Source organism: Actinomadura sp. CNU-125 (assembly GCF_001942465.1).
GTDB lineage: Bacteria > Actinomycetota > Actinomycetes > Streptosporangiales > Streptosporangiaceae > Spirillospora.
Window position 1 is genome coordinate 1 of the sequence record NZ_MKJY01000266.1, and the last position, 14,833, is coordinate 14,833.

Annotated in this window: 18 protein-coding genes, 1 tRNA gene and 2 pseudogenes; 14 read left to right on the plus strand and 7 right to left on the minus strand. The window is 69.8% G+C overall.

Annotated features, from left to right (window positions below):
• Nucleotides 1–209, minus strand: a 209-nt coding sequence (locus BJF79_RS61895; protein WP_316043451.1) for a hypothetical protein, incomplete at its 3' end; no start/stop codon positions are given.
• 401 nt (nt 210–610) lie between these two features.
• Here BJF79_RS61895 and BJF79_RS27635 point away from each other — a divergent pair.
• Complete coding sequence (locus BJF79_RS27635; RefSeq protein WP_143220211.1) at nt 611–835, plus strand: hypothetical protein; 225 nt, start codon at nt 611–613, stop codon at nt 833–835.
• A gap of 19 nt (nt 836–854) precedes the next feature.
• On the opposite strand, the pseudogene BJF79_RS27640 reads toward BJF79_RS27635, so the two are convergent.
• A pseudogene (locus tag BJF79_RS27640) lies at nt 855–1,274 on the minus strand (transposase); the annotation flags it as partial.
• Between the two features lie 193 nt (nt 1,275–1,467).
• On the opposite strand from BJF79_RS27640, the gene BJF79_RS53850 reads away from it, so the two are divergent.
• Nucleotides 1,468–1,860: a hypothetical protein gene (locus BJF79_RS53850; protein WP_143220212.1), complete on the plus strand. Its 393-nt coding sequence runs from the start codon at nt 1,468–1,470 to the stop codon at nt 1,858–1,860.
• Nucleotides 1,861–2,138: 278 nt separating this feature from the next.
• Here the strand turns inward: BJF79_RS53850 and BJF79_RS67360 are convergent.
• A pseudogene (locus tag BJF79_RS67360) lies at nt 2,139–2,476 on the minus strand (immunity 51 family protein).
• Between the two features lie 493 nt (nt 2,477–2,969).
• On the opposite strand from BJF79_RS67360, the gene BJF79_RS27650 reads away from it, so the two are divergent.
• Nucleotides 2,970–3,470, plus strand: a complete 501-nt coding sequence (locus tag BJF79_RS27650) for a hypothetical protein (protein WP_075901734.1) — start codon at nt 2,970–2,972, stop codon at nt 3,468–3,470.
• Between the two features lie 597 nt (nt 3,471–4,067).
• On the opposite strand, the gene BJF79_RS27655 is transcribed toward BJF79_RS27650, so the two are convergent.
• Genes BJF79_RS27655 through BJF79_RS27665 form a run of 3 tightly spaced genes read right to left on the minus strand, consistent with a single transcriptional unit; the run spans nt 4,068 to nt 5,377 of the window.
• Entirely contained in the window at nt 4,068–4,538 is a 471-nt protein-coding gene (locus BJF79_RS27655) for an SRPBCC domain-containing protein (RefSeq protein WP_075901736.1), read from the minus strand.
• On the minus strand, nt 4,535–4,870 hold the full coding sequence (locus tag BJF79_RS27660) for an ArsR/SmtB family transcription factor (protein ID WP_075901738.1): 336 nt from the start codon (nt 4,868–4,870) through the stop codon (nt 4,535–4,537). The genes BJF79_RS27655 and BJF79_RS27660 overlap by 4 nt, the downstream gene beginning before the upstream one ends.
• Nucleotides 4,871–4,909: 39 nt before the next feature.
• The gene (locus BJF79_RS27665) at nt 4,910–5,377 is read right to left on the minus strand and encodes a nuclear transport factor 2 family protein (RefSeq protein ID WP_075901741.1); all 468 of its coding nucleotides are present in this window, start codon (nt 5,375–5,377) and stop codon (nt 4,910–4,912) included.
• Between the two features lie 85 nt (nt 5,378–5,462).
• Between BJF79_RS27665 and BJF79_RS27670 the strand changes: the two genes are divergently transcribed.
• The 6 genes from BJF79_RS27670 (at nt 5,463) to BJF79_RS27695 (ending at nt 9,522) form a co-directional block, all read left to right on the plus strand.
• The gene (locus BJF79_RS27670; RefSeq protein ID WP_075901805.1) at nt 5,463–6,032 is read left to right on the plus strand and encodes a TetR/AcrR family transcriptional regulator; all 570 of its coding nucleotides are present in this window, start codon (nt 5,463–5,465) and stop codon (nt 6,030–6,032) included.
• A 197-nt stretch (nt 6,033–6,229) separates the two neighbouring features.
• A complete protein-coding gene (locus BJF79_RS61900; RefSeq protein ID WP_410050148.1) occupies nt 6,230–6,616 on the plus strand; it encodes a 2'-5' RNA ligase family protein in 387 nt (128 codons plus the stop codon).
• A gap of 93 nt (nt 6,617–6,709) precedes the next feature.
• Nucleotides 6,710–7,261, plus strand: coding sequence for a hypothetical protein (locus tag BJF79_RS27680; protein WP_075901745.1), 552 nt, complete (start codon nt 6,710–6,712; stop codon nt 7,259–7,261).
• Between the two features lie 33 nt (nt 7,262–7,294).
• On the plus strand, nt 7,295–8,011 hold the full coding sequence (locus tag BJF79_RS27685) for a MerR family transcriptional regulator (protein WP_075901747.1): 717 nt from the start codon (nt 7,295–7,297) through the stop codon (nt 8,009–8,011).
• Nucleotides 8,005–8,826: a hypothetical protein gene (locus tag BJF79_RS27690; RefSeq protein WP_083734013.1), complete on the plus strand. Its 822-nt coding sequence runs from the start codon at nt 8,005–8,007 to the stop codon at nt 8,824–8,826. The genes BJF79_RS27685 and BJF79_RS27690 overlap by 7 nt, the downstream gene beginning before the upstream one ends.
• A gap of 102 nt (nt 8,827–8,928) precedes the next feature.
• A complete protein-coding gene (locus BJF79_RS27695; protein ID WP_075901749.1) occupies nt 8,929–9,522 on the plus strand; it encodes a TetR/AcrR family transcriptional regulator in 594 nt (197 codons plus the stop codon).
• 25 nt (nt 9,523–9,547) lie between these two features.
• On the opposite strand, the gene BJF79_RS27700 is transcribed toward BJF79_RS27695, so the two are convergent.
• Complete coding sequence (locus tag BJF79_RS27700) at nt 9,548–10,582, minus strand: SMP-30/gluconolactonase/LRE family protein (protein WP_075901751.1); 1,035 nt, start codon at nt 10,580–10,582, stop codon at nt 9,548–9,550.
• A gap of 178 nt (nt 10,583–10,760) precedes the next feature.
• Between BJF79_RS27700 and BJF79_RS27705 the strand changes: the two genes are divergently transcribed.
• The 5 genes from BJF79_RS27705 (at nt 10,761) to BJF79_RS27720 (ending at nt 14,717) form a co-directional block, all read left to right on the plus strand.
• Nucleotides 10,761–12,629: an NAD(P)/FAD-dependent oxidoreductase gene (locus BJF79_RS27705; RefSeq protein ID WP_316043452.1), complete on the plus strand. Its 1,869-nt coding sequence runs from the start codon at nt 10,761–10,763 to the stop codon at nt 12,627–12,629.
• A gap of 2 nt (nt 12,630–12,631) precedes the next feature.
• Complete coding sequence (locus BJF79_RS27710; protein ID WP_316043453.1) at nt 12,632–13,186, plus strand: hypothetical protein; 555 nt, start codon at nt 12,632–12,634, stop codon at nt 13,184–13,186.
• Nucleotides 13,180–13,377, plus strand: a complete 198-nt coding sequence (locus BJF79_RS65835) for a hypothetical protein (RefSeq protein ID WP_316043454.1) — start codon at nt 13,180–13,182, stop codon at nt 13,375–13,377. The genes BJF79_RS27710 and BJF79_RS65835 overlap by 7 nt, the downstream gene beginning before the upstream one ends.
• A 35-nt stretch (nt 13,378–13,412) precedes the next feature.
• Nucleotides 13,413–14,540 carry an acyl-CoA dehydrogenase family protein gene (locus BJF79_RS27715; RefSeq protein ID WP_075901809.1) on the plus strand — a complete coding sequence of 376 codons (1,128 nt, stop codon included), beginning with the start codon at nt 13,413–13,415 and terminating at the stop codon, nt 14,538–14,540.
• A gap of 104 nt (nt 14,541–14,644) precedes the next feature.
• Nucleotides 14,645–14,717: transfer RNA gene (locus BJF79_RS27720), tRNA-Thr, on the plus strand.
• The last annotated feature ends 116 nt before the right edge of the window (nt 14,718–14,833 follow it).

Below are 14,833 nucleotides of genomic sequence, written 5' to 3' on the forward strand. Positions count from 1 at the left end.
CCGAATTCGATGGATGATCTTCCTGCTCGATCATCTACCCCACCAAGATCATTTCCACGCCGGGAGTGATACCCCCCCACGAACAGCCGGCCACCCGCCGGGATGTTGAACTCCTTGAGGCGGTCGCGGAGCAGCGTGACGAACTCCGGATGGATCGGCGCCGGCCGGGGCTCGCCGGGTACCCGATGCTTGAGCGGTTGCCTGTCCACCGAGAGCCGCTCCGAGGCTCAGCGTGCGTCAGCCGCATCTCGCCCCACCCGTCATCCGGCAGGCTCACGAGGTGATCCCGCCGCCGGTCCACCGCTTCCTCAGGACGCAGTCGGCGCACATGGTCGGGGTTCGCGACGACCCGAAGGTCGAGCGTCTGCGCCACACGAGGCCGAGTCCGCTTCACGAGCGTCAGCGGATTCACGGCCAGGAGGCGCCGTTCGCAGGCGTACTCCATGGCGTTGTTGATCGACTGCATAACCATGGCGCCGCTCTGCGACGAGAAGTTGACTCTCACGGGGCCCAGCGAGCCGGATGAGACCTCCGATGTGTTCGCGGAGTCAAGCGAGAGCTGTGACTCGGACGGCTGATCTTTGTTCTCGAGCCGTCGGTGGGCGTTAGCGTGATCAGTGTGGATTGGCATGAGGGGGACCGGCTGTCCGCCGAGGAATTTCAGAGCATGTTGCGCCTGCTGCGACGCTTCGCTGACACCGAGATGGATCAGTTCGCACTCTGGCGGCTCGATAGTGGACGGGCCGAGCCGGTCTATGTCTCGGTCGGTTTGAAACCCGTCGGTGCCGCAGAGTCCTCATTCACCCGGTTCGAGCCCCCTGACGTGGGGCGCTAGTTTCGATGAGCTTGCTGCCTCATGCTGCTGCGGTGAGGAGTGGAGCGAAGGCTTTGAATGGGTCGTAGTGCTGCCTGGTCTGGAGGCAGTGGTAGGGCTGTCCGAGCATTCGGTTCAACAGATTGCGCAGTGCGGCGGCGTGCCGGTCTCCGTGGTCGCGTCGCTGGTGGTAGTGGCTGCGCGGGGGTCCGGCTCTGGCAGATGCGCAGAACGCCTGTCTGAAGCCGGTGGTGGCCAGGCGGTTGTTCTTGATCGAGCGCCCGGTGATGGACACGCTGCGTCCCGAGGCGCGGGTCACCGACGCCGACCCGGCGTAGGCCTTCAGTGCCCGGGCCTCGGAAGACCAGGCCCAGTCGTCGCCGATCTCGGCCAGCAGCCGGGCACCGAGCTCGTCGCCCAGACCGGGAAAGCTGGTGGTGATCCCGTAGTCGGGGTGCTGGGCGGCGGTTGATGGCGTCCTGGTGGGCGCGGGCCAGTTCGGTGTCGTCGGGCAGCGGGCGGTGGGCGTGCGCGTCGGTGCGGTCGGTTCTTCTTGCACCTCCTCTACCCGCCGGGAAACTGGTGTTATGGAGATACTTCGCCGTTTGGCTTGCGACTACGTGGCCGGTGAGTTGGGATATGAAGCACTTCCCATGGTCGCTGCCGAGGCGCTGGCACGAAATGTCGACTCTCCAGCACTCCGAGAGTTGGCTGGATGCAGCGCGTTAGATGACGCCCGAGACATCCGAGCTCTCCATCTTGATGCCATGGCCGAACTGGGTCTATCTATGCCAGAAGCGGACCGAGTCTTGTGGGAGAAGGCCCGGCAGTGGGCTCGGCGCATGGTCGACGAAACAGTCAGGCCACATGAAGGTGCTTTGCGGATCGACCGCTACAGTGTTGTGCTCGAATCACCTAATGGGCTGGCCGAGTTCACCTACCTGCTTGATCTTTGGGGGGAGTACCCTGCTCTTCGGAAAGAGCTAGAGATCAGCATGGTCGAGGAGGCTCGGCGCCTACTGCGCCTGTCAGACAACGCCGCTTGAGCATGCGCTTACCAAGGGGCTTCGCGGCCCCTGGACCCCTGCCGGCCGGGAGGGTACTCCCACGAACGCCCGGCTGTGGCTGATGCCGTTCCCGCGGGAGCACCTTCTGGGCCGGTGCGTCTGCTGACGCGGGTGCTAGCAACTCGTCTGAACGATCTTGGACGAGTGTGGGATCGGTAGCAGCCCGGGGCGGCGTGAGGAACAGGCTGGGGATGAGCCCGCACGAATGTGAATCTTGTTCGGCGGGCTCGTAATTTTGAACCGGCCGAGGTTTTTGATCAGTCGTCGAAGTCGAAGCCAGCGGCTGTAGCGGCCACGATGAGATCGCGCATTCGGCCACCATCGTTAGCTACGGCGCTCATCAGGGCAGCCAACTGTTGGAGCGCGGGCCGGTCATCGCTGTACGCACAGAACATCCCGCCCTCAGGATCATACGAAAGGTGTCCTTCGAGGTTGGCTGCTCCGTGCTTACGAGGTACCGCGCGACACCTTCCCAGAAGTAGCCGTTCGGCTCGTGGTCAAGTTGCTCGACCAGTTCATCTACCGGCGTCGTACCCGCGTCCAGTAGGAGCGAGAACGCTCCGGGCTCGGTTTCGATCAGCCTCAGCGGTGTCATCGGCGGATGATGGCACCCTGAGAGCGAAGCGGCAAACCGTTCCGACTGGTGAGGCCAGGCATGACGAAGAGGCGGCGGCACGAGCCAGAGCCCCACGAGGCGGGCCGGATCAGCTGCCCCAACGCATGACGTGCTGCCCGTCAGCTAGATGTCGGGCGGCGTGGGCGCCGGTCCTCGGACGGCGGACCGCAGAGCTGCGAAAGTCGAGGCGTCGGCCCGATCTACTCGACTCGGCGACTGCAGCGCCGAACCTTCCTCGTCCGGTCGAGGGTCCCGGTGTGCAGGGATCGAGGGTGGGCTTACCAGAGGGTCCTGCGACCTCCATGGACCCCGCGCGCCGAAGTATTCATTCACGCGCCGACGCCCTTGCCTGGTTGGGCCCGTTCGCGCGAATAAGCACTTCGGAACGTGGGTGCATCTATGAAGGTGAGAGAGTGGTTAGGAGCGCCGGAATTTAGGAAGTGTTCTGCAGTGCGGACAAAGAGGAGCGCTTGTGCCGTTCAGTGACTTTGAGGTGTGGCGGCGAGAACTGCTGTCCACGGCCGACCTGGTTCAGGACGGGGACCCCTCGGTTCCTACTGGTGAGGCCGAACGTCGATGGGATCGCTACGTCGCACTTGCCGACATGGTCGATGGAACCGAGGGGCCCGCAGCCGTCCATGCCTTGATCACGTCCTTGCATGCCGAGGAGGGGTACGGCGCTCACCAGGCTGTTTATGGAGCTTTGGAGCGCTTTCCAAGCCAGGACCTTGTGAGCGGTACCGCCATGGCCGCATCCGATCTTCTGAACCTGCCACGCGACCACAGCGGCCAGGTGCTCCAACTGGTGACCTTGATGGCCGACGCCGAGGATCTCCGAAACTTCGGTGCTGCCTTCGACCGACTCGAACCAGAGGTGCGAGCGGCCCTGGCATCGCTCATCTCCCATCATGAGGCGGAAGAGTGGCTGGCAGACGAACGTTCCCTCGGTCTGCTTCGTCCTGCACAGAGTTGAGCGCGGAATATGCGCGGATTCATTCTCCGTAGTACGGCACGCCGCGAACCCATCTATGCAGGTCAGCTACAAGAAGGGCGGTGATCCGTAGCGGGCCGTCAATCCGTCGGCTTGGCCTACCCAGGTTCGAACCCTGGACCCGCCACACCAGCCAAAACGGCCCCTGACCAGCTTCAACGCGGCCAGGGGTCGTCCGGGACGGGTGGGAGTGCTAACAGCAGACTTGGATGATCTGGGATGGGGGTGGACGTGCAGGACGTCGTGATGCCGGTCACGGGGCCTGTGGAGACTGTCCTGGAAGATTTTGGTCTTGCTTGTAATTAGATTTTTAGTTTGTCGCCCGCAGCGTTCCAGGCCCGTGTACGCCGTTCAGAAGTCGACTCTTGGATCATGATTCCATGCCTGTCGGTTCGAAGATCACCGTCAGGGGTTGCTTCTCCCAGGCCGACAGTCTGAGACGGAACGTGCCGCCGAACGATCGACCATGCATCGAGCCTTCCCTTCGCAGCTTGAAGGGAGTCTTTCAGGCTTGCCGAACGCCTCTTGTTCCGAGGTGTTCGCCGGGGGACGAGGGCCGTCGGCGTGGGCGTGCGGACGTCATGCGGTGGCTTCCGCGAGTTCGGCCAACTGGGCGGCGACCGTGCCCCAGCCTTCGGCGAAGCCGAGCTTCTCGTGGCGGGCGCGGGATTCCGGGTCGGCGTGCCGGACGACGATCCGGTAGTCCGTGCCGTCGGGGTGGTCGCCCAGCGTGATCTCGGCGGTCATCGCGACCGGGTCGGGGGTCGCGGGGGCCCACGTGCCGTCGACCGCGTTGGTGAACACGATCCGTTCGAGTTCGTCGACGGCGAGGAAGCACGCGTTCAGGTGCGGGACGAACTCGGCCCCGTCGTTGCTGAACCGTGTGACGAACGCTCCGCCGGGGCGTACGTCCAGGCGGTCCACGCGGCAGTGGGAGGGGGTGGGGATCCACCAGCGTTCGAGCCGGGACGGGTCGGTCCAGGCCTGCCACACGGTCGCGCGGGGCGCGCGGATGACGCGGTCCAGGGCGAGGTCGAGGTCGGGGTTCACGGGTTCTCCTTCGGGTCGGTGACGAACTGTTCGAGGCGGTCGGTGCGCTCCTCCCAGAGGCGGCGCTGCTCGGCGAGCCAGTCGTCCACCAGGGCGAGCCGCTCGTGGTTGAGCACGCACGTGCGCACCCTGCCGGACTTGATCGTGCGGATGAGCCCGTTCGATTCGAGCGTCCGCACGTGCTTCATGAACGAGGGGAGGGTCATGGGGAACTCGCCGGCGAGGTCGCCGACGCTCGTCGGCCCCCGGCCGAGGCGCCGGACGACCGCGCGCCGGGTCGGGTCCGCCAGGGCGGCGAACACCCCGTCGAGCTGTGCCGAATACTGTGCCACGTGGCTAAGTGTTGCATGGGGTGATTGTTAGCGCAAGGGCTAAGTGTTGGTGCGCTTCCAGTGCGTTCGCGCGGTCCTGGCGACGGTCGGGAGCAGGGCGCGGAGGCCCAGGGCCTGCGCCCCCGCCAGCGGGCTCCAGTAGTCGCGCCAGACGAGGATCTCGCCGGCCCTCGCCGTGAGCAGTTGGATGTAGGGCATCGCGTACGGCCTGCCGGTGCTGACGACGCGTCCGCGGCCGACGTACTCGGCGATGAGGGTTTCCGGGTCGTGGGTGTGGTGGACGGTCAGGTCGTCGAAGCCGGTCAGTTCGAGCGGGGTCGTGGTCATCGAGGTCAGGTACTGCCGGATGCGCTCGCGTCCTCGCAGGTGCTTCGGCACGCCGGGGGGTGCGAAGGGCAGTTCGTGGACGCCGTCCTCGGCGAACATGTCCGCGAAGCCGTCCAGGTCCTTGGCGAGGAAGAGCCGCTGGGCGTGTTCGAGCACTGCGTGCGGGTCGGTGTCGTTCATGATTCCCCCGTTCGGTCTACGTGTGTTGACTGAACTACGGTAGCGAGTGGTTCCGTTTTGGGTCAACGCTTGTAGGCTGATGCGCATGGGAGCCGATGAACCGCGGGTGTCCCGCGCCGAGCGGCGGCGGCGCACCGAGGCCCGCATCCTGGACGCCGCGCGCGAGTCGTTCGCGCGATCCGGGTACGACCGGACCACCATCCGCGCCGTCGCCGCGGCGGCGGGCACCGATCCCGGCCTGGTGATGCGCTACTTCGGGTCGAAGGAGCGGCTGTTCGCGCTCGTGGCGGAACTGTCGCCGGACGAGCCGCTGGCCGGGCCCGCGGAGGACGTCGCCGAGCTGCTGCTGCGGTCGCTGGCCGAGAAGCTGCGGGGAGAGCAGACGGGGACGCTGGCGATGCTCCGCTCGATGCTCACCCATCCCGAAGCGGGCCGGGAGGTGCGGGCCGCGATCAGCGAGCAGCAGCGGCAGGTCGCGGCCGCGATCCCCGCGCCGGACGCCGACCTGCGCGCGGCGCTCGTCGGCGCGGTCACCCTCGGCGCCGTCATCGGACGCGACCTGCTGCGACTGGACGGCCTGTCGGACGCGGCCGCCGAGGACGTCGTGGACGTGCTGCGTCCCGCCGTCCACGCCATCGTGGGCGAGATCGATTGAGGTGTTGCTTCCGGCGCGCGATCGCGACGTGATGGGGTGCCAGTGGCGACGTACGCGTTGAATCTGCCGCTGCCGGAGGGGTTGAGCGAACGCATCGAGGCTTTTCGCGAGCGCCATGCGGGTTGGGCGAGACGGCCGATGCGGTCCCGGCCGCACATTTCGATCAAGGGCGATGCGGGATTGTCGGCGGATCGCCGGTGTCTCGGGCCGATCGAGGCGATCGCGGGGGAGACGGCTCCGTTCGTCGTTCGGCTCGGTGGTCCGGCGGTGTTTCCGGGGGAGAGAGCGGTCTGCTGCACCTGCGGGTGGAGTCGCCGGGGTGGGGGCGGTTGCATCGCCGTCTGGTCGATACCGTCGCCGCGCGCACCGGTGCCCGGATGCACCCGCTGGAGCTGGAGGGATGGGTGCCGCACGTGACGCTGCTGCGTCTCACGGACGCGGCGCTAACGCGTAGCGACATTTTCGCGGAGGCCAGGAAAGTGCCGGACGAATCGTTCGTGGTTCGTTCGCTCCACATGGAACGGTTCGACGCCGCTGCCGACCGGTGGAAGTTCTTCCGCGAGTTTCGGCTCACCGGCGAATAGCGCGCTCTGCGCCGGTTCAATCTAGTTCCGGTTGGGCTGCTTTTGGACGCGCGTTGGGGCCCCGTGCGTAAAGTCGGAATGGTGAGACGTGGGGTGATCCTCTGCGGCCCGTCGGCGGTGGGGAAGGCGACCGTCGCCGGGGAGCTGCTCCGGCTGGACGGACGGTACGTGCGGCTGCCGATGACGGCGGCGGACGGGCTCGGGCCGGGGGAGTTCGACGAGCTGCGGGCGGACGGGCGGGTCGCGGTCGAGGTGCGGCGGGGCGGGGTGCTCTTCGTGGTCGACCGGCGGGACATGGACGCGGTGGCCGACGCGGGCCGGATGCCGGTCGCGCGGACGGCGGAGGTGACCGAGCTGCAGCGGTTGAAGTACGCGGTGCCGTTCTTCGGCTGGACGAGCGTCCTGCTGTGGGCGCCGCGGGAGGTGTGCGGGCTGCGGGCCCAGCGGCGGGGCGACGCCGATGCGATGGGCGTCCTGCGGGTGTGGGACGAGACGCGGCGGGGGCTGCTCGCGCTGGAGGAGCCGGTGTTCAACCTCGTGGTCCACACCGATCGGGTGGATCCGGGGGAGGCGGCGCGGCGGGTGGCGGAGGCGGTGGACGCGGGGGCGGCGCAGCCCGTGTCGGTCGTCGGCGACGTGGGTTGACCTTGACGCGACGTCAACGTTTTCAATGACGGTATGCGAATCGGTGAGCTCGCGGAGCTTGTGGGCGTGTCGACCCGGACGGTGCGGCACTACCACCATCAGGGTCTTCTGCCGGAGCCGGAGCGGCTCGCGAACGGCTATCGCGAGTACCGGATGCGGGACGCGGTGCTGCTCGCGCGGGTGCGGCGGCTGGTGGAGCTGGGCATGTCGCTGGACGAGGTCCGGGACGTGCTCGCGGACGATCGGAGCCGGGACCTGCGGGAGGTGCTGCGGGAACTCGACGACGACCTCGCGCGGCAGGAGGACGCGATCCGGGCCCGGCGGGCGCGGCTCGCGCTGCTGCTGGAGGACGGGGAGCTGAACCCCGATTCGGCGGTTTCGCCGGATATGGCGGGCGTGCTGCGGGACATCACGAGCGGGGGTTCCAAGTTCGCGGAGCTCGATCGCGGGATGCTGGCGCTGGTCGACACGGCGGCGGGGCCGGAGGGGCGCGAGTGGATGCTCGGCGTGCTGCGTCCGCTGGCGGAGCCGGCGATGGCCGCGCGGGGGCACGAGCTGTACGCGCGGATGGACGAGCTGGCCGACGCGGACGTGGACGATCCGCGGGTCGCGCGGGTCGCGGCGGAGCTCGCGGCGTATCTGCCGGACGAGCTGCTCGCGATCATGGCCGAGCAGGAGTTCGAGGGCCCGTGGCTCGACGGGATGACGCCCGCGCAGGTCGAGGTGTTCAGGCGGTTGCGGGGATGCTGAGGGTCGCGAGGGGCGTGCTGTACGCGATGGTCCCGTTCGAGGCCGTCCTGCTCGTGCTGCTGGTGTCGGGGGCGTCGCCGCCCCGCCCGGTGCTGGTCGCGGGCGAGGCGCTGGTGCTGGCGGCCCTGGTCCTGGAGGGGACGGTCGCGTTCCGGCTCTACCGGGCGGCGCGCCGCGACGCGGGACGCGCGGAGGCGGCGCGGACCGCCTACCGGACGATCGTGCCCGTGCAGGTCCGCAGGGTGATGGCGTTCGACAAGGACGGCCTCGTCAGCCTGTGCATGCTCGTGGCGCGGCGCCGGCACGGGGTGCCCGCGGGGGCGGTCGGCGTCGGGTACTCCAAGGGGCAGACGGGGATCCAGCTCGCGTTCCTGTCGGCGATGGTGATCGAGCTCGTCGGGGCGGAGCTGCTGCTGCGGGCGCTCGGCGCGCCGGACGCGGTGCGGCTGGCCGTCCTCGTCGTGGACGGCTACTCGGTCCTCATCGTGCTGGCGGTCGTCGCGGCGTGCGTCACGCGCCCGCACGTGGTGTCGGACGAGGAGGTGCGTGTCCGGTACGGGGCGTTCTTCGACCTGCGGATCCCGCGCGACAAGATCGCCGCGGTCCGGACGGTCCGCAACTACGACGAGAGCGGGCTGGTGCGGGTGGACGACGGGCGGCTGGCGGTCGCGGTGGCGTCGCAGACGAACGTGCTGATCGAGTTGACGGAGCCGATCACGGCGGTGCGTCCGCTCGGGAAGCGGGAGGAGGTCCGGAGCGTCCGGTTCTACGCGGACGATCCGGAACTCGTCGGGATGCGCGTGGTCGCGGTGTGAGGGGTCGGCCGGCGACGGCGGCCTTCGGCGCCGGTTCGTCCACTTCTCGGGCGTGGTCGCGGGGGAAACCGGTACGGCGGACCCGCCGGGTACCCTCACGGGGTGTCGCAGCAACCTGCCCCCGGCGGTCGGCGGCCCGCGAACGGCGGGCCGAGGGCCGCCGCCCGCAACCGGGCCGCGCTCGTCGCGGCGGCCCGGGAGATCTACGCCGAGTACGGACTGGACGCCCCGCTGTCGGCGATCGCGCGTCGTGCGGGGGTCGGGCAGGGCGTGCTGTACCGGCATTTCCCCGAGCGCGCGGACGTGGCGACGGCGGTCCTGGAGGAGAACGTCCGGCAGGTCGAGGAGGCGGCGGCCGCCGAGGGCGCGACCCTGGCGGGCGTCCTCGGGGTGCTGACCTGGAGCCTGACGGAGTCGGCCGCCTTCATCAGCCTCCTGCACACCGAAGGGGCGGCCGGTCGCCCCGGCGCCCACGCGTACGCGCGGGCCATGTCCGAACGGGTCGAGCGCGCGCTGCGGGGCCGCCTGCCGGACGACCATCCGCTGGCCGGGGGCGACGACGACCTCATGCTCGCGGTCGCGATGGTGTCGGGGGCCGTCACCGGCCCCGGCCGCGAGCAGCGGGAACGGCGCGCGGTGACGGCCTGGCGGCTGCTCGGCGTCGAGGTGGGCCCGGTGCGGCCCTTCGAGGGATGACGGGGGGCGGGAGGCGGGAGGCGGGTCAGCCGCCGTTGGACTGCCGGATGCCCTTCGCGAGCGCGTCGAACGTGTAGATGTAGCCCCCGGCGGGCCCGCTGACGGTCATGTACGCCTTCGTGCCGCCGGGCGTGATCGCGACGTTCGTCGCCGATTCGAGGCCGTCGGCGCGGGGCGGGACCTCGACGGTGGCGAGCCGGGCGCCGTTCCGGTCGTAGACCGCCATCGCGGGGCGGCCGTGCAGCGCCTGGTAGAGGTTGCCGTCGGCGTCCACGGCGATCGAGTCGGTCTGCGCGATGCCGCCGTCGACGCGGATCGCGGTGTGCCGGGAGGCGACCCCGCCCTCGCCGTCGAGGCGGAGGTAGGAGACGCGGTTCTCGGTCAGCTCGCTGACCCACAGCCCGCCGTATTCGTCGTCGAACGAGATCCCGTTCGGCGCCGACATTCCATCGGCCAGGACGGTCGCGTTCTTTCCCGTACGGTCGATGCGCACCACTCGTCCCACGGGCTTCCCCTCGGACATGCCGCGCGAGTCGCTGATGTAGAGGTCGCCGTCCTCGCCGAAGGCGATGTCGTCGGGATTCATCGGCGCTCCGTCGACCTCGCCGGAGAAGAAGGTCCGCGGATCGCCGCCGTCCTCGGACACGCTGACGATGTCGCCGCTGGCGAAGTCGGTCAGATAGAGCCGTCCGTCGTGCGGGCTGAATTGGGCCGAGGTGTAGGCGCCGCGGTCGTCGGTGTAGACGGCTTGGGACGTTCTCTTCCGTACGTCCACGCGCAGAACCTTCGGGTCTCCGGCGGGTGCGGTGACGTCGACGACGAAAAGGTCGCCGTCCGCGGCGAAGGTCGGGCCTTCCAGCAATGTCATTCCGGTTTGTTCGTGCACGTCCGTCAGTTTCATGACTTCGTGTGCGCGAATGGTCTTACCGGTGCCGTTTCCGGGGTCGGCGGCGGCATTGTCCGCGGCGGGTCCGCTCGTCTCGGTGCCGCACCCGGTGAGGGGCAGCAGGCCGATCGCGGCGAGCCCGGCGATGGACCGGAGCGGGAGTCGTCGTCGCATGGGGATCACTCTTCCTGGCCGAGGCGTGCCGGTGCCGCCGGGCGGACGGTCGATCCGGACAGTGCTGTCCGGTCGTTGCTACGGTAGTGGATCACCGCTCGTGTCCGTGCCCGCCAGAGAAGTCCACGGACGCGGCGGCTTCACGGCAGCGAAACGACCGGATCGAGGCAGCTCCCGAATGACTGATCCACACGCCCCGTCCCCCGAGGCCCTCGACGAGTTGAGGCTGCGCTACCGCCGCGAACGCGAACGTCGTGTGCGGCGCGACGGCGACCGGCAATACCTGCGGGCCGACGCCGAGTTCGGCTATTACGCCGCCGATCCTCACGCGGGAGAAACCGTCGGACGCGAGCCGCTGCGCGACACGGTGGACGTCGCCGTCATCGGCGGCGGATTCGGCGGCATTCTCGCGGGCGCGCGGCTGCGGCAGCAGGGCGTCGACCGCGTCCGGATCGTCGAAAAGGGCGGCGACTTCGGCGGAACCTGGTACTGGAACCGCTACCCGGGCATTCACTGCGACATCGAATCGCACGTGTACCTGCCGATGCTCGACGAGACCGGATACGTCCCGGAGTGGAAGTACGCCCCCGGTGAGGAGATCCGCCTGCACGCGGTACGGGTCGCGAAGAAGTTCGACCTTTACGCCGACGCCCTGTTCTCCACGGCGGTCACTTCGCTGTCGTGGGACGAGGAATCCGGTGCATGGATCGTCGCGACGGACCTGGGCGACGAATTCCGCGCCACGTACGTCATCACGGCCACCGGAACCCTCTCCGAACCAAAGCTTCCCGGCATCCCCGGCATCGAGGACTTCGCGGGACACACCTTCCACACGTCGCGCTGGGACTACGCCTACACCGACGGCGGACCGGACGGCGGCCTGACCGGTCTCGCCGGGAAACGCGTGGGCGTCGTCGGCACCGGCGTTACCGGCGTCCAGGTCGTCCCGAAGCTGGCCGAGGACGCCGGGCACCTCTACGTCTTCCAGCGCACCCCCTCCACCGTGGACGTGCGCGCGAACCGCCGCACCACCGCCCGGGACGTCGGCGCCGACCGCGACGGCTGGGCGCGCGAGCGCCGCGACAACTTCCTGCGGATCGTCTCCGGCGAGCCCGCCGACCGGGACCTGGTCGCCGACGGCTGGACCGCGTCGGCCGCCCTCCTGGAGAAGCTCCTGCCGAGCTTCCGCCGGCCCGCCGACCGGACGGACTTCGAAGCGGACCACGAGCTGGCGGACGCGGCGAAGATGAACGAGATCCGCGACCGCGTCGAGCGGCTCGTCGCCGACCCGGCCACGGCGGAGAAGCTCAAGCCCTGGTACCGGTACGCCTGCAAGCGCCCCACCTTCTCCGACGTGTACTACCAGGCGTTCAACCGCGACAACGTCACTCTGGTCGACACCGCCGACACCCACGGCATCGAGCGGACGACCGAACGCGGCGTCGTCGTGGGCGGCACCGAGTACGAACTCGACTGCCTGATCTTCGCCACCGGTTTCTCCGTCGGGATCTCCGGCGTCCACTCCGGCGACCTCCCCGTCCACGGACGGGACGGCGTCCCGTTGCGGCAGGCGTGGAAGCGGCGGGGACCGCGCACCCTGCACGGCTTCACCTGCAACGGCTTCCCGAACCTGATCCAACTGGGCGGCTCGCAGAACGCGGGCAGCGTCAACTTCACGCACGTCCTGGACGAGCACGCCGTGCACGCCGCGGCGCTCGTCGCGGCCGCCGAGGCGGCGGGGGCCGTCATCGAGCCGTCCCGCGCCGCCGAGACGCGTGGCTCGCCGTCATGGCCGAGGGCGCGCCCGACCACGAGTGGTTCCACGCCGAATGCACCCCCGGCTACTACAACGCCGAAGGGCGCGGCCGTCCGAACGGCCCGGCCGCCTACCCCCACGGGGCGCACGCCTTCCACGGGCTCCTGGAGCGGTGGCGCGCGGAATCCGTGCACGAGGTCCTCCGGCCGAGGACGGTCGCGGAGACGTCCGCCGAGTGACGGTTCGGTGACGGACGCCTCCGGACGGGCCTCGCCGCGGGTAGATCTGTAAGCGTGCAGGTGAGCTATGCGAGCGAGGCGACGCCGGGGCGGGAGAACGAGGACTTCGTGGCGGCCGGGCCCGGATGGGTGGTGCTGCTGGACGGGGCCACGGCGCCGCCGGGCGTGGACAGCGGGTGCCGCCACGACCCGGCGTGGCTGGTGCGGCGGCTCGGCGGACGGCTCGCGGCGGCGCTCGCGGCGGAGGGCGGCGAGCCGCTGCCCGACCTGCTGGCCGAGGCGATCAAGGAGACGGCGGAGGCGCACACCGCGACCTGCGACCTCGGCAACCCCGACAGCCCGTCGGCGACCGTCTCGGTGCTGCGCCCGCGCGGACGCCGTCGACTGGCTCGTCCTCGCCGACTCCCCGATCCTGCTGGAGGCGGACGGCGCGGTCCGCGTCTGCCGGGACGACCGGGTCGATCGGCTCCCGAGTTACACGCGGGAGGCCGTCCGGGCGGCGCGCAACAGTCCCGGCGGGTTCTGGGTGGCGAGCACGGAGCCGGAGGCCGCGTACGAGGCGCGCACCGGACGGGCGCGCTGCGCGGCTGCGCCGGGCCGCGGTGCTGAGCGACGGCGCGTCCCGTCTGGTGGAGCGGTTCGGGCGGCTGACCTGGGCCGGGCTCCTGCGGGCACTGGACGCGGACGGCCCCGCGGCGGTCGTGCGGCGCACCCGCGACGCGGAGGCCGCGCAGCCCCCGGACGCCCCCGGACGGGGCAAGCGGTTCGACGACGCGACGGCGGTGCTCGTCCGGTTCTAGACGCCATCCTGGAATCTGATTCTAAAATGGGCGGCATGGAGCCACAGGATTTCGACGACGTGCTGCAGGCCGTCCGCCGCTTCGTGCGCGACGAGGTGATCCCCCGCGAGGAGGAGATCGAGGAGACCGACGCGATCCCCGAGGCGGTGCGCCGCACGTCCCGCGACATGGGCCTGTTCGGGTACGCGCTGCCGGAGCAGTACGGCGGGCTCGGGCTGTCGGTGAGCGAGGAGGTCCGGCTCGTCTTCGAGATCGGCTACGCCAGCCCCGCGTTCCGGTCGATGTTCGGGACGAGCAACGGCATCGCCGGGCAGGTCCTCGTGCACGCCGGCACGGAGGCGCAGAAGGACCGGTGGCTGCCCCGCCTCGCGTCCGGCGAGACCGTCGGCGCGTTCGCGCTCACCGAGGCCGAAGCCGGATCCGACCCGAGCACCCTGACGACGTCCGCCCGCCGGGACGGCGACGACCACGTCATCGACGGCGCCAAGCGGTTCATCACCAACGCCCCCGAAGCCGACGTCTTCATGGTGTTCGCCCGGACGGGCGGCGAGGGCTCGCGCGGCATCTCCACCTTCCTCGTCGAGAAGGGCGCGGACGGCCTGGAGATCGGCCCGTCCGACGAGAAGATGGGCCAGCGCGGGGCGCACACCGCCGAGGTGTTCCTCAACGGCGTCCGCGTCCCCGCCGACGCGATGGTCGGCCCGGAGGGCACCGGGTTCCGCACCGCCATGGCGTCCCTCGCGCACGGCCGGCTCAGCATCTCCGCCGTCTGCGTGGGCCTCGCCCAGCGGATCCAGGACGAGGCCGTCGCGTACGCGAAGGACCGCGCCCAGGGCGGGCGGCGGATCGGCGACTACCAGCTCGTGCAGGGGCTCCTCGCCGACTCGCAGGCCGAGCTGTACGCCGGACGGTCGATGGTGCTGGAGGCCGCGCGGGCCTACGACGCGGGCGAGGACAGCAAGCTCGGGCCGTCCTGCGCCAAGTACTTCTGCTCGGAGATGGTCGGCCGCGTCGCCGACCGGGCGGTGCAGGTCCACGGCGGGATGGGATACATGCGGGGCGTCGCCGTCGAGCGGTTCTACCGGGACGTCCGGCTGTTCCGCATCTACGAGGGCACGAGCCAGATCCAGCAGCTCGTGATCGGCCGGCATCTACTGCGCTGACCTGCGGATCCGTCGCCGGGAGCGGGCCCGGCGGGCGAGGGGGGTTTTCCGGTTCGCAAGTGGTGCCCGGGCCGTGTATGGTTTTCACTGCGCGAACGACGCAAGCCCCTTTAGCTCAGTCGGCAGAGCGTCTCCATGGTAAGGAGAAGGTCTACGGTTCGATTCCGTAAAGGGGCTCAACGACACCACGGCCGCCGTCCGAACGATCGGAGGGCGGCCTTCGTCGTTTCCGGGGCCTCGCGGCGCCCGGCCGCCCGGTCGCCCGGCCGTCCGGTCGTTCCGTCCGGATTCGC